This is a genomic window from Abyssisolibacter fermentans, assembly GCF_001559865.1.
In the GTDB taxonomy this organism is placed as follows: domain Bacteria; phylum Bacillota; class Clostridia; order Tissierellales; family MCWD3; genus Abyssisolibacter; species Abyssisolibacter fermentans.
In genome coordinates, this window is sequence record NZ_LOHE01000090.1 from 247,008 (window position 1) to 269,143 (window position 22,136).

Below are 22,136 nucleotides of genomic sequence, written 5' to 3' on the forward strand. Positions count from 1 at the left end.
TCCTTTCTAGTTACCAAACCAATGTTTACCGATTTTTACGACTACTTCTCTTGACCATATCCATGAACTTGTTGCAGTTGCTGGATTCCAATAGTATCTACATCCATAAGTAGGATCCCATCCATTCATTGCGTCTTCAGCAGCTTTTATTGATTCCTGATCAGGTGATAAATTTATCTGGCCATCGTATACTGCTGTAAAAGCTCCTGGTTGATATATTACACTAGCTATGGTATTTGGAAATGACGGGTGTTCTACTCTATTTAATATTACTGCTGCTACTGCTACTTTTCCTATGTATGATTCGCCTCTTGCTTCTCCATGAATAGCTCTTGCAAGCATATAAATATTATCATTATTATTTACACTACTGCCTGATGGTTTCTTTATATTTATACCAAGTGCTGCATAAGTTTTTGGTCCTACTATTCCATCAGCTAATAACCCATTTTTCTTTTGAAAGTTTATTATTGCCCTATAGGTATCTTCTCCGTATATCCCATCTGCCGCACCATCTAGGTATTTCCACTTTTTCAGTTTTGTTTGAACTTCTCTTACATCATCACCTCTTGCTCCCCAATACAAGTTTCTAGACGACATAGCTCTTGCAAGGTGTATCTGTGACGCACTGACTGAATCTTGATTTTGCATATATATTATTGTCCCTGATAAAACAACTATTACCGCCAGACTTGTTATTAGCAATAATTTTTTCATCTAATTTAGCCTCCTTATATAATGATCTATTATCTATTCATTATTTTCTGTAAAAAGGCTATCATTTATTCAATAATGTGATTTATATAACAAAAAAAGGACTAACTCAAAATATTTTTTTGAGTCGCCCTTTTGGGTTATTTCAAAATGAGCAAAGTTCAAGGCTATTTTTTTAATATTGCTGAAACTCCTACTCATTACATTCCTAGGAGTAAGCAACTCACTAGAAATCATAGATTTCTGTTCGTTACTCATCTCAGAAATTTGCCATTTTGAGATAACCTCCTATTTTTTAGCTCTAGCCCCTACCAACACATTTGCTAATTTAATTTTTGTTTCTTCTAATATTTCTACAACTTTTGATTTCAGTTTAACTTCTGATTGAACATAATTTTCTGATTTAACTATCATATTGTACTCTTCTTGTGTTAAAATGCTCTTAAGCTCTGCTTCTGATCTCTTATCTGTCAAACCATTACTAACGTCTATATAGCATAAGGGTGGAAACATGACACACCACCAATTTTTACCCTTACCATTTCCTAATACTATTCTTACTGCTTCGTACTCTCCAGCTGGTAAAACTATATTTCCATATTTTTTTGTTGGGAAATGGCATTTTTGCAAATACACTTTTGATTTATAGTCTCTTGTATTTTCTAAAATAACAGCATCTGCAATTTCTTGTATATAATCTATATTTTCTCTAATGATATTTCTTGATTCTTCTATGTCTGTTACATTTTCTATTTTAGAGCCTATTTTTTTTAGAACACTATCTCTAACCTTTAATTTCAATGCCTGATCATACTCAGAATCACTGTTAGCTATTACATGAAAACGAATAAGTTTTTCCTTATAAGTATTTTCTGCCATAGCTGTATTAGTGTTGTTATCTTTAAAAAAAACTGCTATTAAAAAAGTTAAACATATTATAATTGCTGTTATTCTTGTAAAAAATACTATCTTCTTTGATTTTTTCATCTAATCACCCCAATATATTAATATTGTATCTGTACCATAATTCTTTCTTTACTTAAAGTATTAACAAAAAGTACAATTATTAAACTTACATTTGAAATATTTCCAAGGTAATATTTGTTTATTTAATCGTTGCTATTTATCGTCCCAAGGAATATAATATGGTTAATTAAATTTATGTAAAGTGAGGTGTTTACTGTAAATAAAATAATAATTAATATTGTTTTAATAGTAACAATATCTTCATGTTTAATCGGATGTAATAGTACAGATAAAAAAATTGAAGAATCTATAATTAAAGCTGAAGTACTAGATAAAAAATTTGCAAATTTTCAAATTAGCTATGATGATTATATGAGTGAAATTGAAGATATTTATAATAGTAAATACTACACAGAAGATGAACATATTAAAAGAACTCATCCTATTATAGACATTAATAAAGAGAATTATATCAAAGCTCAAAAGCAAGCAACTAAAGATGCCATAAGATATGATGCAGAAATTCAGATTTCTAAAGTTTATAATGATAAAAATAATATGAAGATTGTTTTTACTAAAGTAAAAATAATACCTAGAAACAAGAACTTACCAATTCAACATCTTTCAAAAAAATATTATTTTTCAAAGGAAAATAATGAATGGAAGATTATTGGTAAAGATGCTATGTGTTACTACGAAAAATTTGACAAACCTATAATGTATACCACTTTTGATGGAAAGCCTATAGAATATATTCAAAAGGTAAATCTATTTCCTTAGCTTAGATAATATTGCAAATAACATAATGAATTGTAAAATATAAGTAAGCAATTTCACTAAAACTCTAACTAAAAAATACATACAACAAATTGTATGTATTTTTTAGTATAGTTGCACATAAGAATTCTCATATAACCGTTCAAAACTACTTAATCATCCCAATCCTTCTTATTTTAACGTCTACTTCAACTTTTAACATTATATTTCGAAACTTTTTATCCCAATCTTTTTTATAATCCTCCCAAATTTCAGGTTCGTATTTACTCAAATATTCTCCTATCCCTAAAATATCTGCATTATAATCTTTTTGGATTTTCTTTATTATTTTTAATAATTGTTCTTTTATTTCTAATTCAACTTCTTTTTCCATATCTTTGACTAAATCTGATTGCAGCATCTTTTCTTCTGTTTCTAACTTATACTGCTCAATATAACCTTCTATATTTACATCAAATTTAATTGTTAAATCCTCTTTGTTTTTCTCCACGCTTTTGCTACACTTTGAATTGGTTATAATATAAGGTACATTTATACCATTATAGTTAAAGCTTATTTCATCTAATTTTAATTCATTTAATAAGATCATTAAATTCTCATTTTCAAAATTATCTAAATATCCTATAAATCTATATTCTCTGAGTACTGCCGAGCCGTCAATTTTAAATTTGTTTTTATAAGGCCTAACAAAAGGCATTATGGCTGTTCCGTTATTATGTAGTTTTTGCAATAAATCTCCTATTGTTATTGGGAAAAATCTTCCTCCTCTTTCTTTGGCTTTTAAAAGCTCTGATATATACACTCCTAGCATAGGTTCAACTTCAGCCTCTACCTGTAGTAAATCTTTAGCCTTTCCCTGAGCTACTAGAACGTTAGCTTTTCTTCCTATGTCCGGATCTCTTGACATACCATCAAGTATTTTTTGTAGTACAACTGGCTGTCTGACTAATTCTTCTCCTAATACTATTGCTTTTGTATGTGCTAAGAATATAGTTTTATTAGATGTAGTTGTCAGCTTTTTTGATACTTCAAACATATTATCTCCAACATCGCTTATTGTAAATATCGGTGTTCCTTGGCCTTTTTTCCCTATTGCCTTTAAATTCGGATAGACATATGTAACCTCAAATTTATTTGGCTCAGTAGATATTTCACTTTCATTGTCAGTATATTTATCTATTCCTATTACTGAAACAAAAGCCCTTTCATTTATTTCTATTTTATCCCAGCAACCTACTAGAAATAGGCTTGTTAGTATCAAAAAAAAGAGTACACAGTAATTTCTCTTATTCACTTTCAGCACTTCCTTTTTTCTTTTTCTTAATTAATGCTATCCCATAATATAAGAATGGAACTACTATTAAAAGAAAAAAAGATAAGTATTTATCTATTAATTTTATATAATCATATACTTCTGCTATATTATCAGGTAATAATGCTATAAAATATATAAATAAAATCATCGGTAAAACAAAAAAATCAAACTCTTTTGAACCTGTAACTCTTGACAGCACTTGTGCTCCACAATAAAATTGTGTTACTAATGAGCCTAATACCATTAAAACCCAAAATGCCATTACCACCCCTTCTACATTTTCAATAAATGCTCCAGGAAGATTTATCGTTTTCATTAGTGATAAAGTAGGCCATATTAAGTGAATGGTTTCTTCTTTTCCAAATCTAAAAATACTAACCAAAAATGCTAAAATATAAATTCCTAGTATGCTTAATAATGCAATTAAGTTGTGCTTAACACTACCCTCTGGATTCTTTACGTATATAGTTGTAAAATATATTATTTCAAATCCGACAAAACTAAAGAATGTTGAAGGAACGCCTTTAATTATGGTCATGAAATCCACTTGAAATACTGGTAAAATATTGCTAATATCTAGGTCAGGAAATAGAGATATCCATAATACAAATATTGGTATGATAACCAAGGGTATGATAACTTGAATTATTCTAGCTATGCATTCTATACCTTTTCTTGTAAGATATGCTGTTGTCAAAAGCATAGTGATTATTATTACTTCTAAGGGTGTATTATTTAAGAGAAACATTTTTACAACTTCAGCAAATACCCTTACTACAACAGATATGAATGCTATTGTATATGTAAGATATACTAATGATACTATATCACCTAGAAATCTACCTACTAATTCTCTTCCCATTTCTACCAATGTATAATCCTTATATAATAATACAAGCTTTGTCATAACAAACAAAACTATTATAGTCGCTAATCCCGTTATAAGTAATGTTACCCATCCGTCAGCACCTACGATTTCTGCTAAATTACTAGGTAGTGAAAGAATCCCAACGCCTATAACTGTAGATATTATCATTGCTGCATTTTGTGATTTTGTTATTTTTCTATTATTAGCTATCATTTTTTTCACCTCTTTGATTGTCTTTTTTATTTTCCCTCATCCTAACCTTGTTTTTGACCTCTAGAAATACAGGTCTTTTTTTCATCAATTTTAATGGATATTTAACATAACTATCTTCTATATCTTGTCTATAATCTAATATACTAGAGTATGGAGACAGATATGGAGTTCCAAAGCTTTTTAAATCTGCTAAATGGGTACCCAATATTATTAATGCTAACATTATTCCATATAAGCCTAAAGCTGCTGCTACTATCATCATAAAGAATCTTGCAAGTCTAATTGCGGATGAAAAGCTGTAATTTGGTAAGACAAATGATGAAATTGTTGTTAAAGCTACTATAATAACCATTAGGGGACTTACTATTCCTGCCTCAACTGAAGCCTGACCAATTACAAGTCCTCCTACAATTCCTATTGTAGTTCCTATAGGACCTGCTATTCTTGTTCCTGATTCTCTTAACAACTCTAATGTTATCTCCATCATAAATGCTTCTATAAAAGCTGGAAAAGGAACTCCCATTCTTGTAGCAGCAACATATAACGCTAGTCCTGTTGGTAACATACCAGGATGATATGATGTAATTGCTATGTATAATGCTGGAAGAATTAATGTAAGTACTAACGCTATATATCTTATTAATCTTATAAATGACGCTACTGTCCATCTATCATAGTAGTCTTCAGAAGATTGCAGCATTATATCTAGCGTTGCAGGTACTAGCAAGGCAAATGGTGTATTATCAACTACTATTGCTACTCTACCTTCGTACAAAGCTGCTGATACTGCATCTGGACGCTCTGTATTTTCAATTTGAGGAAATGGAGAAATCCAATCATCTTGAATTAGCTGTTCTATATATGAGCTGTCTATTATAGCATCTATATCAATGCTTTTAAGCCTATCGTTTACTTCTTTTAATAGTTCATTATTGCATATATCTTCTATATACATAATAGCTATGTCTGTCTTTGACCTTTTACCTATTTGGATATATTTCAGCTTAAGTTTAGGGTCTCTGATTCTTCTCCTAATTAAAGATGTATTGACTTTACCTGTCTCTACAAAACCATCTCTGGGTCCTCTTATTACTGTCTCAGTTTCTGGTTCTGATATCCCTCTTATTGGCCAACCTCTAGTACCTATAACTACCGCTTTCTTGTATCCATCTAGCAATAGTACAGTTTCTCCAATTAAAATATTATCTATTGCTTCTTGCAAATCTTCTATCTCATTAATTTCAGTCATTGCTATATTACCTTTTACTGCTAAATCATAGAGATCAAATTTATTGTCATCTACGTTCGGCTTTGTAAGTCTAGCTTGCTGCATAAGTGATTCCAGCACAAAATTACTTACCTGATCTTTATTGGCAAGTCCATCAGTGAAAATAACTGATAACTTATGATTCTGTTCTTGACCTATTTTAAATTCTCTATATATTACATCATCACAATCTTTAAGTATTTCTTTTATGTTGGATAGATTTTTTTCTATATCAGCTTCAATTGGTATTTTAATTTCTTTTTTATTTTGATCATCATCTTTCCTATTCAAAAACTTCATATATAAACTCCTTTATCCTGTCTATTTTGCTATTTTAGACAAACCATATAATACCGGTCCTAATATCATGTAAGTCAATCCGATTCCTTTAGCTATTTTAGTTTCTTTTTTTAACCCCAATCTTTCAAATCTCTTTGCATCTCCAAAATATGTAAATACGCCTATGAAAACTATTAATATGACAAAATAGATATTCGTCAAATTATTTATTTGCTTTAAAAATTCTTCCATTATATCACCTACACTTTGTTAAAACTCACTCGTAAACATATTTCTATTATTTGCTATAGATATTATAGTTATACACATTTTCTAGTCATAATGCTAATGATCTAATGATTGATTTAAAACCAATATTTTGTATTTAAGTTATATTTTTATCTATATTTTATATTTTCTCTCTAATGTGATATACTAATATAGTAAAGTGTATTTAACCAAGGATATTTTCTATTTATTTAACTTTAAGAATTGTTTAAGTAGAATAACATCTCAATGATTAGTCATTTTTAATCAATTTACCATTCTTTAATATTTCAATAAAATTCTTCTTATAAAAAATCTATTATGAAAATTTAAAGTAATTTTCAAAAATATTTTTGAGGAAATGTATTAAAATACAAAAAAATAGAATATCTAAAGGTTTTAACCTAAAAATAGTACTGAGGAGTGATGCTAGTGACAAAATGGAAAAAAAATCTTGCTAAAAGCATTGTATCGATTGATGAATTGGCTCAAAATATTCATCTTTCAAATACAGAAAGACAGGAATTAATAGAAATCTCTAAAAGGCACCCTATGAGGATTACAAAATATTACTATGATCTTATTGATTGGGATGATCCAAACGACCCTATTAGAAAACTTTCAATTCCATCTATCAAGGAACTTGATAAAGAGGGAGACTATGATACAAGTGGAGAATCTACAAACACTAAAATGCCCGGTCTTCAACATAAATATAAAGCAACAGCACTTGTACTTTCTACCAATATTTGCTTTATGTATTGCCGGTACTGTTTTAGAAAGAGAATGGTTGGTTACTCATCTGATGAAATTCTAAGTCGCTTAGATGAATCTACTTCCTACATCAAAAAACATAAAGAAATAAACAACGTTCTTATAACAGGTGGTGATGCCTTTACTCTTTCAAATGATATGATAGAAAATTATCTTAAAGAGCTAACTGAAATAGATCACCTTGATTTTATAAGATTTGGAACTCGAATACCTGTTGTTTTTCCAGAAAGAATTTATAATGACAATGAGTTATTAAATATACTGAAGCATTATAATACGAAAAAGAAAATTATCATAGTAACACAATTTAACCATCCTAAAGAATTAACAAATGAGGCCTACAAAAGTAGCCAAGCTCTCCTTAATGCCGGTCTTAACATTAGAAATCAAACAGTCCTACTCAAGGGTGTCAATGATAATCCTTTGACTTTGTCAAAGCTTTTGAATAATCTTCCAAAATTTGGGGTTCATCCTTATTATGTATTCCAATGTCGTCCTGTAAAAGGCGTAAAGAATAATTTCCAGTTACCAATTTATGAAGGTATCAAAATCATACAAGAAACAAAGCATTATTTAAATGGTATCAGTAAAGGTTTTAGATTTGCGATGTCTCATCCACGAGGTAAAATCGAAATCCTTGGCGTAACGGATAATAAATTTATTTTCAAATTTCATCAAAATAAATATGATGAAGATGAAGGAAAAATATTCTTAAGGGATATTGATAAAAAAGCACGTTGGCTCGATAAAGATCTAAATCCTATCATTTAGTATTACTATAGTTATATCTATCTCTTACCCATTCATAGAGGTAAGTGAATTCACAAGAAATCATAGATTTCTGCTCTCTATTCATAAGTAAGAGAATCATGTAAACTTTAGAATAGGTGCCTGTCATAATATAAATTTTGAGATTTCTCTTATGGCAAAGTTAAAAGCAATTGAATAATATAGGTTTAAAATACTAAAAAAACCATGATTAATCAAATGCTGTTTAATCATGGTTTTTAATAAATTATTTATGCAATTTTATACTCATAATACCTGATTTCATAATTGTTTTCCTAATAGTAGATTGATACATAGCAGGACTTTTGAGATTTTTACATATTATATTCATTTTAAGTAAATTAGCTCTCTTTTCATAATTACTTAGTACGTTTTCTGCCCTTAATTCTATGGCTTGTGCTAATTCCATTGCACTTCTAAATGCATAACTTATACCTTCTGCTGAACTAGGACTAATGAATCCCGCTGCCTCACCTACCAATATAATATTTTCCTCTCCTAAGCATATCTGATTTAATTTTTTAGGTCTCATTATAAATGCACCATTTCTTTTTACTTTGTTTTCAAGATTAAATCCATATTTAATCAATTTTTGTTTCAATAATTCAAACTTTTGTATTGCTTTACTATCGTCTTTTAGTGCGGATCCGATTATTAAATACTCTTGCTTTGGTATTATCCAAGAGTAAAAGTCTGTTATTTCTTCATCAAATATTGCACCATAATACGAATGTTCATCATTTGTAGCAAACCAATCTTGTATAGAAATATATTTTTGTGGCATTGGTTTATATTTAAACGCTTTTCTTCTTATCATAGAGTTAGCTCCGTCAGCACCAATGAGATATTTAGTTCTAAGACTGTATGATTTACCATCCTGAGTATAATTTATTACTAATTCATTATCTTTTTTTTCATATTTTTTAAATATACATCCGGTTTTAATTTCTACATTTGAACTAACTAACGATAACAACCATCTATCAAATTTTTGCCTATCAATATTAATATAATGCCTTTGATAATACTTTTCTACAGAATTATTTATATCAATAGTTCGAACGGCAAACAATTGTGGGCTTTGAAGAACCGAATTAGGAATACCAAGACCAAATTTTGCAAGCATTTTTTGTGCATCTGGAGCTAGTAAACCTCCACAACATTTCTGACTTGGGGATTCAAATTTATCTTCAAATGTTCTCTTTTCCAATATTAAAACCTTGTATTTTTTATTAATCAATCTTCCTAAAGTTGCTCCAGCAGGCCCACCTCCGACAATCACATAATCATACATTTTGCCCACTCCTTTCATATTTTACATAAGAAATATTTTCTAAAAACTATATATATCATATATCCTAAAATTATACCTGTTGAGTTTAGTATAATATCATCTATATCAAAACATCCTACTGCAAAAACTATCTGTAATATTTCAATTAGTAGACTGGAAACCACTCCAATTATCAACGTATATCTAAATTTAGATAATCTTTTAAATATTAATGGTAAGAAAAATCCTAATGGCATAAAAGCTATTATATTTCCAAAAATATTAAAAAACCATACTGTAAAATTTACTCTCTCATAATACTTAATATAATTAATTATAGTCTTTAATGGATATAAATTATAACTTATACTTGAAACTTGGACTCTATCATAAGTTCCATATGCTCGTATGAATACTTGATATATAAGAATCAGTACATATATTATAAATAATACCAATATAATACTTTTAATAATTTTTGACTTATTTTTTAGGTTTACTTTTGTATTTCCCACGCTGCACCTCTATTTAATAATTTATATATAATCCTAGATTATTTATAAAAATTAATGCTTTGTTTCTCTACCAAGAATTTTACCATAGATAGATTAAATTGTCTTCAATATCGGAATAATCGTCGAAAAATCAGATGATAATAAAATAGGAGTAAGCAACTCACACCAATAAAAAAAACGGCTTTTAGCCATTTATTTTATTCACCAATTGTATTTTTTGATTGTTTTATGATGTTATTTTTTAATGATTCTATATGTTGTTGTGCATATTCTCTTGCTTTTTCACAGTCTCTATTGACTATCGCATTAAGAATCCTCTCATGCTCTACCCCTACTTTATGAGCTAAGTCATAACTATTCATATATGTTTTTCTATATCTTCCTACTTGTTCTCTAAGATTATCAAGCATATTAATTAACCTACTATTTCTAGTCGCTTTATAAATAATATCATGAAATTCGATATCCTTTTGAAGCTTCAAATCTACATCTTTTTTATAAAAACAACTTTCAAATTCAGAATGTTTTGCTTGTAAAAGCATTAATTCTCGCTCACTCATTCTCTGTGTTGCTAAGTATGAAGCTAATCCCTCTAGTGCCATTCTAACTTCAAATATATTAATTACATCATTTAACGATACATCTGCAACATATGCTCCTTTTCTAGCTACCATTACAACTAAACCTTCTAATTCTAGTTTTCTAATAGCCTCTCTTACTGGTGTTCTACTAACTCCCAGCTTCTCTGCTAACTGTATTTCCATAAGTCTTTGTCCTGGTTTTAATACTCCCCCAATAATAGCTTCTCTCAGGTGATTAAAAACTATTTCTCTCAAAGGCTTATAATTATTTAAATTTAACCCTTCCAGTTCATTCACCGTAACCATCCTCCAATCAGATTTTATTTCTTAAATTGATTTTGTTTTTTTTACAAATGGAATAAATTTTTTAATTTCACAATAGCAATTTTCCAAATCTTCTTCATTATCAAATAATCCGAACACTGTTGGTCCACTTCCACTCATAAGACTTCCTATTGACCCATTATTTATCATTTTTTCCTTTATTGTTTTTATTATATCATATTTTTTTATTGTAACTGTTTCTAAAACATTCCCCATGTTTTTTGATAAAGTATACAAATCATTTTTTTCTATACTTTCAACTATTTTATCTATGTTTGGATGATCATTTACATTACTTAATTGAAGATTATTATATACATATGCTGTAGATACATCAATATCTGGTTTTGCAATTAATACTAGTCTATTTTTAAATGATTTTAACTCAGTAATCTCATTTCCTATCCCTTGAGCTAAAGCAGTGCCTCCACAAATACAATACGGTACATCGGCTCCTATTAAAACTCCTATTTCCATCAATTCCGTTTTTGTCAATTTCAGATTCCATAGCTTATTTAAACCAATCAATACAGCTGCTGCATCTGAGCTTCCGCCCGCTAAACCTGCGGCTATAGGTATGTTTTTTTCTATTATCACCCGTACTCCCTTTTGTATATTATACTTTGTACACATAATATTCCATGCTTTATAAGCTAAATTACTTGCATCTGTAGGTACTTTTGAACAGTTACATTCTATTTGGGCTGTGTTTCCTTCTTCAATTAATGTTACTTTGTCATATATATCTATTTGCTGCATAATCATTTTTAAGTTATGATATCCATCTTCTCTTTTCGATATAACATCTAATGAAAGATTTATTTTTGCATATGCTTTTAAAAGTAGACTGTTCATAAAATCAACTCCATTTAAGTGTTTATAATAACAACATATATAAAAACTAGATTTCGTTAGGTATATAATACTATACTATCTTATATAATCCATATCAAGGATAATCATTATCATGTTTTATTAATTATATAACATTTAGATAGTATAAAGCAAAAACTTTTTTACTAAAATTAGGCTTTCAATCTTTTAATATTTCATAATCAAACTGTTTTCTCTCCTACTCAGTTTCTTACTAGGGTTCAATCCAAATTTTTTTGGTTTCACTGCTAACAAAAACTGTCTTTAATGATTTTTATAATCATTTAAAGACAGTTAATTTTTAGTATTTTATTGTATCATTTACAGAAAATTATATTGTGTATATCTTTTTCTGAATAATAATTTTTTCACCTGGCATTATATTATCTAGTGAAATTATGTCATTTGTTAATACTAAATCATCAATAGTAGTTCTAAATTTTTTAGCTATATCCCATATTGTCTCATTTGGCTGTACCATATAAACTGTTAAACTAGGCTGCTTTAGCAAATCAATATCTTCATCTAATTCTTCCATATTTGTTACCAAACTAATACTTCTGATTCTATTAACCTTTATACTGTTCTTTAATGACATTTCTACTTCTACTTCTCTAGAATTTGTCTTGCTGTATTTAACATTGTCTAATTCTACTTTTATTTCTGCAATAGTACCTTCTTGTGCTCCATCTATATCAACATAAGATTTAAATGGTAAATCTGCGGTTGAATTTTTAATTTCATTACTATCTTCTTCTAAATACAACATTGTAAGTTCTATAACACCCTCTATTATAACTTTGTTTTCAATTGTCCGCTGGTCTGTTAGCATTGGTTTAGCATTTATATTATATATATACTTTATTATATCTGCTTCATCCACAACTTTGATATTTCCTTTAAAGACTTCTTTAGTTTTACTATGTCCTAAACATTCTATTAAATCGACATCTTGTTTTTCTAAATTATAAGCTTTTTTCACAGAGTATGTATCTATTGCTACTTCTTTTTCTTTTTGTTCAAATACTTCACATGAAACATCTACAAATGCTTCAAAATCAATAATTCTCTTGTTGCCTCCAATATCCTCATTAACTTTGGTTGTTGGCTGTAAAATTTTTAAATTAATACTTGAATCCATATCTTTTACTGCTCCTGTTATTTCAGCAAAATGTGTAAATGCAATTTCTCTTTGAATATTATTAATGTTTTCATTTCCGCCATAATAAATTATTGATACGTCAACTACTCCACCTATTATAACTTTCCCATCAACAACTTTTGTTTCCCTCTCATAAGCTCTTGCATTTACTCTTAAAATATCTATAATATCAGGCATTCCTTCTTTAATTTCAAATGCTTCTTTTACCAATGCTTTGTTACTACTATTTCCAATTACATCATTGTATTTTATATTTTCTTTTCTGACCTGTAAATCTTGTGAGCCACTTATGTTTTTAATTACTTCTATGGTATTCTGTGACTTTACCTTACTATCTAGTGTTAATACAGCTTTTACATCTACCTTATGTTCATCGTTTTTATTATATTCTAAGTGCTCTATTTCGACATCAACTTCAGGTATCATCATATCATCTGCTCCTGAAATATCTATTTCTTCATTAAAATTAGTTTTTGCCTTTATGTTGTTAATAGGCTGTTCTTCTTCCATTGATCTGTATAACAAATCAAATTTAATTTCTCCACTTACTAATAATTTATCCTTTATTATTTTTATCTCTGTGATCTCCGCTTTACCATCTAAATTTAAAATTTTATCTATTTGTGGCTTTGTATCTGGACAAAGTATTTCTCCCTCTACTAACGCTTGTATTTGTTCTTTTCCTACGGTTTGTTCTATTTTCAGTAAATCTTTAATTAATTCTACAGACATATTCACCCTCCTTATCAATTTATAAGACTCCTCTTCATTAAATGAAAGTAGGAGTTCACTCCTTATCTATATATACAGACCTATATTTATTATATATGCATGAATTTATGTTAAAATGTCCAAATAATTATTAAATTTAACAATATATCTTTGATATATTGTAAATTTGTTATATCACCGAAAGAGTTACTACTGGTTCTTCATGGGGATCAATTACTATTATTATAGCTCTTGCTGTTAATATAGGTGGCATTGACATGCTAATTCCTGTAGTTGAAGCTGTTTTATCGGGTGCTGTTTTTGAAGATCATTGTTCTCCTGTATCTGATACTACTACAATATCCTTTGTGGCGAGTACTTGTGACCATATAGCACATGTTAAAACACAATCGCCATATGCAATAACTACTGTGTTTGTAGCTATAATATGCGACTTTATACCTGCTGGTTTTGGTATTAGTCCTTTAATTTCACTTCTTCGCGGAATTGTTTTATTATTTATAATTATTAATGTTTTTGGTGCGACATCGTTTTAATCACTTTATCTTATCAACAGATGGTGATATAATACTGAGAATTGTATTTTAAAAAGCTGTCTTGAAATGTTTTTTCAAATCATTTCAAGACAGCTTTTATTAGTATATTAAAACTTTAGAACCTGCTGGTACATTTTCGTAAATATATTTTGCCATTTCAACTGGTAATCTTATACACCCATGACTCGCTGGTTGTCCAATTTTTTTCGCTTCATCTTCTAATAACTGTTTTTTCTCATCATATGGTACTGAGTGGAATAGATATACACCTTTAAATCCAACCCAATATTTAAATCCCATTTCAAATCTTGGTATATAAGCCCATTTTCCTCTTCTTTTCTTCTCTAATTCAAATACTCCTTTAGGTGTGAAGTGATCCCATAATCCACTTGAACCTAAGCTTTCTTTAACTAATTCTCCGTCTTTATAGATTTTTAGTTTTTGATCGCTATGAGTAAAAACCAAATTGTATCCTTCTGCCTTTTCACTATACTCATGAGGAGGTATTTCTTTTGTTCTAACTAATCTCGCATCCATATATCCTATTTTGCTATCATCTGTTTCAACTTTGAACCATCCATACGGAACTGATTCTAGTAATTTAATCATCTCTAAATCTTTAAGCGTTCCAATAACCTTGCTCTTACTATCAGGTTTTTCATATATTTTAACTGAACCATTTTTTTTAGAAGAACTAAGAGCTTGTCCATAGTATTCTTTAATTTCATTTGTTTCCGATTCTGGTGTTTCTGGTTTTGATTCTGTTTCTGATTCTAAATCAGTACTTTCTTCATTTACTACACTATTATCTTTTGTCTGTTCATCTCCAGTTTGACTAACTGGTTTTGTTTTTTCACTACATCCTACACATAATATTAAAACTAGTATAAGAAGTAAACTTAGCTTTTTCAAAAAATTCATCCCCTTTTGTAAAAATATCTGCTACCCTTATTATAGCAAAGTTTAGCTTATAATTAATATTAATAAATCATTAAGTTTTTTATGTAGGCTAAAAATGTATAAATATAGATTAACTACAACATTTTTAGCTATACAATATTATTTTATACAAAAAAATTATGCAAAACGAAAACCGCCTATTGGGCGGCTAACATTTTAGCATATTTGTATCTTTTTTTCTTCTTTACAAATTACCACTTCTACTGTTTCAGTCAAAATATCAGAATAACTATATGATACTCTTCTTATAGAGTTATATCCACCATTAATTTTCACAACAAATATACTTGGATATGCATTTTCTAATACGCCTTCTCTAACTGTAGTTCGTTTTCTGCCCTTATTTGCTTTAAGTCTAACTTTTTCCCCTATATAACCTTTGACATTTTCTCTAATCTGATCTAAACTGCTTCTTCTTGCCAGGTTTTCTCTATGAGCCAAACAATCACCTTCTTTCAGTTCAACATACATAATCCATTATATTTATGATACCACATCTGTAGGCAATTGTCAACTATAAATATTTATTATACTATTATATTGCATGTATTGTCAAATACTATTTTTCAATATATGGCGGATATTTTTAAAATATTATACTTTTACTCTTATAATCTTATTATTCTCTTGATTTATAATTTAATACAAAAAATATTCAATTATCGAATCGGATATTACTTTTGAAATATCTTCTAGATATTTTTTTGAACTTAATTTAATAGCTTCTTTGTCATTGGATAAATATTCAACCTCTATATGAAGTGAACTAACGCCTATTTCACGTAAAAGATAAAAATCGGCATTTTTTACTCCTCTTTTTACTATACCTAAAGTTTCATTTAGTTTATTCAAAATTATTTTGCCTATTATATGACTTTCTTCATCGTCTCTATAGTGATATATTTCACATCCATGAAGATTTTTATTTTTAAAATAATTCATATGAAAGCTTATAAAAAAATCTGGCCTTATATCATTACACATATCGGCTCTCTTTTTTAAAGATTTAAACTCATCTGCTTCTCTAGTCATATATACGGTAACCCCTAAGTCTTCTAACATTGTTTTTAAAATTTTTGTTATATACAATACTAAATCCTTTTCTCTTATACCATTAAACGCTATAGCATCTTCTGAATCATGACCACCATGGCCAGCGTCAAGCATTATTTTTTTATTTAACAATGGTTTTTTTATACTTGGCTTTATAGCTTTTGTAACTTTTGTACCGGTATAATAATACTCAATAACTTCTTCAATTGTAGACCCATTTTGAAGCATCTCTTTTGCTCCCCATTGACATAATCCTAATCCATCCCCTTTTCCTCTTGTAATAAACCTTATTGATACAGGAGATATATTAAATCGAGTAGATTCCAGTCCTAGCAATTTTACTGCTTCTAAACCAGTAAAGTTTTTTCCTCCTATTTTCAAACTGGAAACCCTGCCTGTTTCATCTCTCTCTATATTTTCTATAAAACCTTTGATACTTGAACTATTCTTACCTGTATCTATTGTAGGAAATTTAATACCTAGTTTCTGTTCTATTTCATCTATACTTAGCTCCTTTATCTTTTTCCATTCAGGTGATTTTTGGCAATAATTACACAAAACTCTCCTTAGATAAATAACTTTACTATGAATTATATTTTCTGAGTTTTCTGTTCCTCCGCCGCAAGTATAGCTGAACCTTGCATCAATGAGATTATTTTCATATGTTATTATTAATCCATCTGTCTCTTTTATTGCTTTTTTTATTAGATTTAAATTGTCTTCGTAATTGTCTTGCCATAATACTTTCATCTCATCATGCGTTATTAAATCTATACAATGTCCACTGTTGCACAAATCACAATTTCTATGCTTTTCACAACATTTACCACCATATAGTTGTGACTTCCTTAATAAATTAGTTCGTGAAATTATCGCTTGTAGTTTCAAAAAATCAAAACCAAAGCTTATGTCTGCTTGAATAGCCAATACTGATTCTATAATTAAACTCAACTGGTTTCTTAATATTTTATTTGTATTTATATCAAAAATTCTTAAATATATTTCATTATCAAAAGACAACCTATTTCCCCCTAACATGTTACCTCAAATAAGTTTATTCGAAATAGACTTTTTATTTACAATACATATCAATATAATTCTATAGTTTCGGCTTATACTGCCAATCTTTTAACACTATATATAATTTGCTTATTCACAAAATTAAGTACTTTAGTGTTTATTGCATCTCCCAATGTGTGTAAAAATCTTATAAAGAAAATATTAATCACTGATTATTCATATAACTCCCAAATAATATACTGTATAGTTCTTATTAGAAAATTTCAGTTGATTCGAAAGCATACCGAGTTGGTACGCTCGTCATTCTTTAAACAGAAGGTGAGCAGAATATTTAATTTTCTACGAATAATCTGGGTTAATATATTTGAGGGCATTAAAACTACATATAATATATTATGTAAATATAGCCTTTTACGTGAAATATATTAGGACTGTATACTATAAAAACTCCATTGGTATTATCCTAGCTCAAATATTAGCATTAGGCTAAAAACTTCACTATTTATTTTTGAAATGATTTATAGTTTTGTATATAAAAAAAACAGATAGAACACAAGATTTTCTTGCACTTTATCTGTTTTATAATGTATTAAAACATATTCTTTTTTAATAAAAACACATAAGTTATCAAACAAAATACTATAGATGTTCCTACTATTGCAATAAAGGCGTACGGTGAATTTTGCATTGGCAAGCTTACATTCATTCCAAAAAAACTTGCAAACATTGTTGGTATAGCCATTATTATGGTTATTGATGTAAGAATTTTCATTACAATATTTAAGTTGTTTGATATTACAGATGCGAAAGCATCCATCATACCACTTAATATATTACTATATATTGTCGCCATTTCAATAGCCTGTTTATTTTCAATAATAACATCTTCTAACAAATCTTGATCATCAGGGTAAAGTTTGACTACCTCTAATTTAAGTATTTTTTCCAAAACTATTTCATTTGCTTTTAATGATGTTGAGAAATAAACCAAGCTTTTTTCTAAATCTAATAATTGTATAAGTTCTTTATTCTTCATTGATTTGTGTAATTTTCTTTGTATATTGCTGCTCATTTTGTCTACTTGTTTTAAATATATAAGATACCTAGATGATATTCTAAATAAAAGTTGTAAAAGAAATCTATTCCTTTTATAAGTATAAAATGACTTAATTTTATTATCTATAAATTGCTCGATAATATAATTTTCTTTTAAACATATAGTTATTATATATTTACCTACTAAAATAATACCTAATGGAAGCGTGTAATATACATAAGAACCTTCTTCTTTTTCAGCTACAGGTATATCAACTAGAATGAATATTTGATCATTCTCTATTTCAATCCTTGAGCTTTCTTCATCATCTAGTGGTGCTTTTAAAAAGTCAATGTCTACGTTCAGTTCAGTAGCAACTTTTTCTATTTCTTTTGTCGTTGGATTTGTTAGGTTAATCCAGCACTTTTCTTCAAATTCGTTTATTTCTACTAGCTTTTCTTCTAACGTCTTGTAAATATTAAGCATCTATATCACCTCTTGCATTATTTCCTAAGGCTTTTATTTATCAAGACACTATAATAAAGACTCTACATTAACCCATCTTATACATAAAAACATTATATGAATTTTAAAGATTAAATTGCTAAAGTCTCCAAAATTAGGTGTGATGAAAATAGATCAGCCATTTCTAGGATTATAAAGTTTTTAATAATAAAATACGGCAAACCAGGTCCTTCATCCATTTTCACCACTCCCTTCTAGTCATCATTAACTTACATTTTGTAAAATACTATCTAAAAAACCCTTCATAGACAGTAGAAGGGTTAAAATGCTTCTTTTTTATTTTATTCTATTCAAGGCTTAATTTCAAGTGCTATCTATTTATTTAAAATTATATGATTAATTTTTAGTGTTAATTCATACTTTTTACGATACTCACTTTCTAAGTCTATATCTTTTTAATCTTAACGAATTACTTACTACAGATACTGAACTAAATGCCATTGCACCTCCTGCTATCATAGGATTAAGATACCCTAATGCGGCTAATGGTATACCTGCTATATTATATATAAACGCCCAAAACAGGTTTTGCTTTATTGTTCTCATTGTCTTTTTACTTAACTCTATGGCAAACACAACATCCATTAAATTACCCCTCATTAGCGTTATATCTGCTGCTTCTACTGCTACATCTGCACCTGTACCTATAGCAAATCCTACATCTGCTACTGCTAGTGCTGGAGCATCATTTATACCATCTCCAACCATTCCTATGACTTTACCATCTTTTTTTATATCGTTAACGTAATTTGACTTATCTTGAGGCAAAACATCTGCAATAACATTTTTTATACCAACCTGCTCAGCTATTGAATGTGCAGTTCTTTCGTTATCACCAGTAATCATATAGACATCTATGTTCATTTTTAATAATTTATTTATTGCTTCTTTGGACCTTTCTTTAACAACATCTGCAATACCTATTATCCCTATAACTGCTCTATTCTCGGCTACTATTATTGCAGTCTTACCTTGTTTTTGCAACTGCTTTATATCGCCTTCAATTTCACTTGTATTTATATTTTCAAAATCCATTAGTTTTTGATTCCCTATATGGATATTATTACCTCCAATTATACAATTAACACCTTTACCCGGTATGGCTTCAAATTTTTCTGGTTCTTTTAAATCAAGCTTCATCTGTTTAGCTTTATTTAAAACAGCTTTGCTTAAAGGATGTTCTGAAAGCATCTCTGCTTGTGCTGCTGTCTGCATTAATTCTTCTATGGAGCGATTGTAAGGTTTTATATCTGTCAGTTCTGGTTTGCCTTTAGTTATTGTACCCGTTTTATCTAATACTATAACTTCAAGCTTATGAGCTTTTTCTAGATATTCGCCACCTTTAATCAATATTCCATTTTCCGCGCCTTTACCTGTACCAACCATTATAGCTGTTGGTGTAGCTAAGCCTAATGCACAAGGACATGCTATTACTAAAACGGCTACTGAATTTATTAAAGCTATTGAAAAATCACCTGTATACAAAAATGTTGCTACAAATGTTATTATTGAAATTGCTACTACTGTTGGAACAAATACTCCTGCAATTTTATCAGCTAATCTTTGAACAGGTGCTTTTGATACTTGAGCATCCTCTACTAGTTTAATTATTTGAGCTAGTGCAGTATCTTTTCCAACTTTAGTTGCTTTGTATTTAAAACTGCCATATTTGTTTATAGTAGCACCAATTACTTGGTCTCCTGTCTTTTTATCAACTGGTATGCTTTCTCCTGTAAGCATTGATTCATCGATTGATGATGTACCTTGTATGATGATGCCGTCTACGGGTATTTTTTCACCGGGTCTAACAACAAGTATGTCGCCTTGGGAGACTTCATCTATCGGTATTTCTATCTCTACGTCATCTCTAATTATTTTAGCTGTTTTGGCTTTTAAATCCATTAATTTTTTTATAGCCTCAGACGTCTTTCCTTTTGCTACCGCTTCCATATATTTTCCTAATAGAATTAAAGTTATTATTATTGCACTTGCTTCAAAGTAATATTCATGGACATTTCTGAATAAATTATATATGCTATAAAAATAAGCAGCTGACGTTCCAGTACTTACTAGAACATCCATGTTTGCTCCTCCACCTTTTAACGAGTGATATGCCCCTTTATAAAATCTCATACCTATTAAAAATTGAACTATCGTAGCTGCCGCTAATTGGAAATATCCATTTGTTAGTATTGTTTTTATATTTGCCATGTGAAAAAACATTGCTAAAAACAAAGGCAAACTCAAAACTGCTGATAATATTAATGAAAATCTCAGCTCTTTTATTTCTCTATTTCTATTTTCTTCGATATCATTTACTTCTAATTCTTTATACTCTTCGGCTTCATATCCTGTATTACGTACCGTTTCAATGATGTCAGATTTTCGTAGCACCCCTTGGTTATAAACAACAACTGCTTTGTTAAGTGTAAGGTTTACATTAGCTTTTTCTACTCCCTCAAGAGCTGCTAAAGCCTTTTCAACTCTTGATACACATGCTGCACAACTCATACCAGTTATTAATAGGGTGAGCTTTTTATTTTCTACACTATAACCTGCTTTTTCTATAGTTATGATTATATCTTTTACTGATATTTCATTTTCATTATGTTTTATTGAAACGCTATTAGATAATAAATTGACATCTGCTTTTATAACACCATCTTTTTTTAATAGAGCATCCTCTATTCTCTTAGCACAGGATGCTCATGTCATTTTATTTACTGTTAGTATTGTATTCATTGTAATTTCTCCTATCATAAAGTTTTGGGCCAAAAATACCAAAATATTTTTAGCCCATATTTATTACAACATCAAGTATATATCCTTTTATTTTTCTACATTGTATCCTGTTTTTTCAATAATCAATATCATATCTTTTACCGATACTTTATTTTCATCATACTCAAGTAATACATTTTTAGATGATAGATTAATATCTATTTTTATTACTCCATCTTTTTTTGATAAAGCATCCTCTATTTTCTTTGCACAAGATGCACAGCCTATATTGTTTACTGTTAATGTTATTTTTTGACTCACTATAATTCTCCTATCATTATAATCTACAAAATATTACTTACACTTATCTGCAATTTGATGATGCACCATTAGCAGTTACATTAAATCCATTTCTCAACCAATTATTAGTATACTCAATATTAAAAACTGAATAATTGTGTAGTAAATCCTTGTCTACTATATAATTTATGTCATCTTCTACATATACTTCATCATTTTCTTTTTGCTCATCCAAAGCAATCCCAAATTTAGGGCCGCCTCAACCAATTCCAGCTATATATAATCTAACATATCCC

At 29.0% G+C, this 22,136-nt stretch carries 21 protein-coding genes and 1 pseudogene; 3 read left to right on the top strand and 19 right to left on the bottom strand.

What is annotated here, in order from left to right:
- Positions 1–6 precede the first annotated feature (6 nt).
- A complete protein-coding gene (gene sleB, locus AYC61_RS18175) occupies positions 7–717 on the bottom strand; it encodes a spore cortex-lytic enzyme (RefSeq protein WP_066506327.1) in 711 nt (236 codons plus the stop codon).
- Positions 718–1,002: 285 nt separating this feature from the next.
- Positions 1,003–1,701, bottom strand: coding sequence for a stage II sporulation protein R (spoIIR, locus tag AYC61_RS18185; protein ID WP_066506334.1), 699 nt, complete (start codon positions 1,699–1,701; stop codon positions 1,003–1,005).
- Between the two features lie 186 nt (positions 1,702–1,887).
- On the opposite strand from spoIIR, the gene AYC61_RS18190 reads away from it, so the two are divergent.
- Complete coding sequence (locus AYC61_RS18190; protein WP_066506342.1) at positions 1,888–2,460, top strand: hypothetical protein; 573 nt, start codon at positions 1,888–1,890, stop codon at positions 2,458–2,460.
- Between the two features lie 145 nt (positions 2,461–2,605).
- Here the strand turns inward: AYC61_RS18190 and AYC61_RS18195 are convergent, their stop codons facing one another.
- Genes AYC61_RS18195 through AYC61_RS18210 form a run of 4 tightly spaced genes read right to left on the bottom strand, consistent with a single transcriptional unit; the run spans position 2,606 to position 6,651 of the window.
- Complete coding sequence (locus tag AYC61_RS18195; protein ID WP_066506345.1) at positions 2,606–3,751, bottom strand: Ger(x)C family spore germination protein; 1,146 nt, start codon at positions 3,749–3,751, stop codon at positions 2,606–2,608.
- Positions 3,744–4,853 carry a GerAB/ArcD/ProY family transporter gene (locus tag AYC61_RS18200; RefSeq protein WP_066506347.1) on the bottom strand — a complete coding sequence of 370 codons (1,110 nt, stop codon included), beginning with the start codon at positions 4,851–4,853 and terminating at the stop codon, positions 3,744–3,746. The genes AYC61_RS18195 and AYC61_RS18200 overlap by 8 nt, the downstream gene beginning before the upstream one ends.
- Complete coding sequence (locus tag AYC61_RS18205; protein ID WP_066506348.1) at positions 4,843–6,420, bottom strand: spore germination protein; 1,578 nt, start codon at positions 6,418–6,420, stop codon at positions 4,843–4,845. Before AYC61_RS18205 ends, AYC61_RS18200 begins: the two co-directional genes overlap by 11 nt.
- A 21-nt stretch (positions 6,421–6,441) precedes the next feature.
- Positions 6,442–6,651, bottom strand: coding sequence for a CLC_0170 family protein (locus AYC61_RS18210; RefSeq protein WP_066506356.1), 210 nt, complete (start codon positions 6,649–6,651; stop codon positions 6,442–6,444).
- Between the two features lie 447 nt (positions 6,652–7,098).
- Between AYC61_RS18210 and AYC61_RS18215 the strand changes: the two genes are divergently transcribed.
- Positions 7,099–8,211 carry a KamA family radical SAM protein gene (locus tag AYC61_RS18215; RefSeq protein ID WP_338026072.1) on the top strand — a complete coding sequence of 371 codons (1,113 nt, stop codon included), beginning with the start codon at positions 7,099–7,101 and terminating at the stop codon, positions 8,209–8,211.
- A gap of 244 nt (positions 8,212–8,455) precedes the next feature.
- Here AYC61_RS18215 and AYC61_RS18220 read toward each other — a convergent pair whose 3' ends face one another.
- The 5 genes from AYC61_RS18220 to AYC61_RS18240 form a co-directional block, all read right to left on the bottom strand.
- Positions 8,456–9,523, bottom strand: a complete 1,068-nt coding sequence (locus tag AYC61_RS18220; protein WP_066506371.1) for an FAD-binding protein — start codon at positions 9,521–9,523, stop codon at positions 8,456–8,458.
- Between the two features lie 14 nt (positions 9,524–9,537).
- Positions 9,538–10,017: a VanZ family protein gene (locus tag AYC61_RS18225; RefSeq protein ID WP_066506373.1), complete on the bottom strand. Its 480-nt coding sequence runs from the start codon at positions 10,015–10,017 to the stop codon at positions 9,538–9,540.
- Between the two features lie 197 nt (positions 10,018–10,214).
- On the bottom strand, positions 10,215–10,904 hold the full coding sequence (locus AYC61_RS18230; RefSeq protein ID WP_066506375.1) for a GntR family transcriptional regulator: 690 nt from the start codon (positions 10,902–10,904) through the stop codon (positions 10,215–10,217).
- 21 nt (positions 10,905–10,925) lie between these two features.
- On the bottom strand, positions 10,926–11,777 hold the full coding sequence (gene ispE, locus AYC61_RS18235; RefSeq protein ID WP_066506378.1) for a 4-(cytidine 5'-diphospho)-2-C-methyl-D-erythritol kinase: 852 nt from the start codon (positions 11,775–11,777) through the stop codon (positions 10,926–10,928).
- Between the two features lie 349 nt (positions 11,778–12,126).
- On the bottom strand, positions 12,127–13,689 hold the full coding sequence (locus tag AYC61_RS18240; protein WP_066506381.1) for a DUF3794 and LysM peptidoglycan-binding domain-containing protein: 1,563 nt from the start codon (positions 13,687–13,689) through the stop codon (positions 12,127–12,129).
- A 242-nt stretch (positions 13,690–13,931) separates the two neighbouring features.
- Between AYC61_RS18240 and AYC61_RS18245 the strand changes: the two genes are divergently transcribed.
- A complete protein-coding gene (locus tag AYC61_RS18245; RefSeq protein WP_242866840.1) occupies positions 13,932–14,225 on the top strand; it encodes a Na+/H+ antiporter NhaC family protein in 294 nt (97 codons plus the stop codon).
- A 99-nt stretch (positions 14,226–14,324) separates the two neighbouring features.
- Here the strand turns inward: AYC61_RS18245 and AYC61_RS18250 are convergent, their stop codons facing one another.
- The 8 genes and pseudogenes from AYC61_RS18250 to AYC61_RS21450 form a co-directional block, all read right to left on the bottom strand.
- Positions 14,325–15,137 (bottom strand): L,D-transpeptidase family protein, encoded by an 813-nt coding sequence (locus AYC61_RS18250; RefSeq protein ID WP_066506387.1) that lies wholly within the window; start codon positions 15,135–15,137, stop codon positions 14,325–14,327.
- Between the two features lie 204 nt (positions 15,138–15,341).
- A complete protein-coding gene (locus AYC61_RS18255) occupies positions 15,342–15,608 on the bottom strand; it encodes a Veg family protein (protein ID WP_066506466.1) in 267 nt (88 codons plus the stop codon).
- Between the two features lie 216 nt (positions 15,609–15,824).
- The gene (locus tag AYC61_RS18260) at positions 15,825–17,258 is read right to left on the bottom strand and encodes an N-acetylmuramoyl-L-alanine amidase (protein ID WP_066506398.1); all 1,434 of its coding nucleotides are present in this window, start codon (positions 17,256–17,258) and stop codon (positions 15,825–15,827) included.
- Between the two features lie 589 nt (positions 17,259–17,847).
- On the bottom strand, positions 17,848–18,780 hold the full coding sequence (locus tag AYC61_RS18265) for a magnesium transporter CorA family protein (RefSeq protein WP_066506400.1): 933 nt from the start codon (positions 18,778–18,780) through the stop codon (positions 17,848–17,850).
- 411 nt (positions 18,781–19,191) lie between these two features.
- Entirely contained in the window at positions 19,192–21,042 is a 1,851-nt protein-coding gene (locus AYC61_RS18270) for a copper-translocating P-type ATPase (RefSeq protein ID WP_338026074.1), read from the bottom strand.
- Positions 21,043–21,168: 126 nt separating this feature from the next.
- A pseudogene (locus AYC61_RS22210) lies at positions 21,169–21,513 on the bottom strand (heavy-metal-associated domain-containing protein); the annotation flags it as partial.
- 135 nt (positions 21,514–21,648) lie between these two features.
- On the bottom strand, positions 21,649–21,861 hold the full coding sequence (locus AYC61_RS18275; protein ID WP_066506405.1) for a heavy-metal-associated domain-containing protein: 213 nt from the start codon (positions 21,859–21,861) through the stop codon (positions 21,649–21,651).
- Positions 21,862–21,904: 43 nt separating this feature from the next.
- Positions 21,905–22,075 (bottom strand): hypothetical protein, encoded by a 171-nt coding sequence (locus tag AYC61_RS21450; RefSeq protein ID WP_156456522.1) that lies wholly within the window; start codon positions 22,073–22,075, stop codon positions 21,905–21,907.
- Positions 22,076–22,136 lie beyond the last annotated feature (61 nt).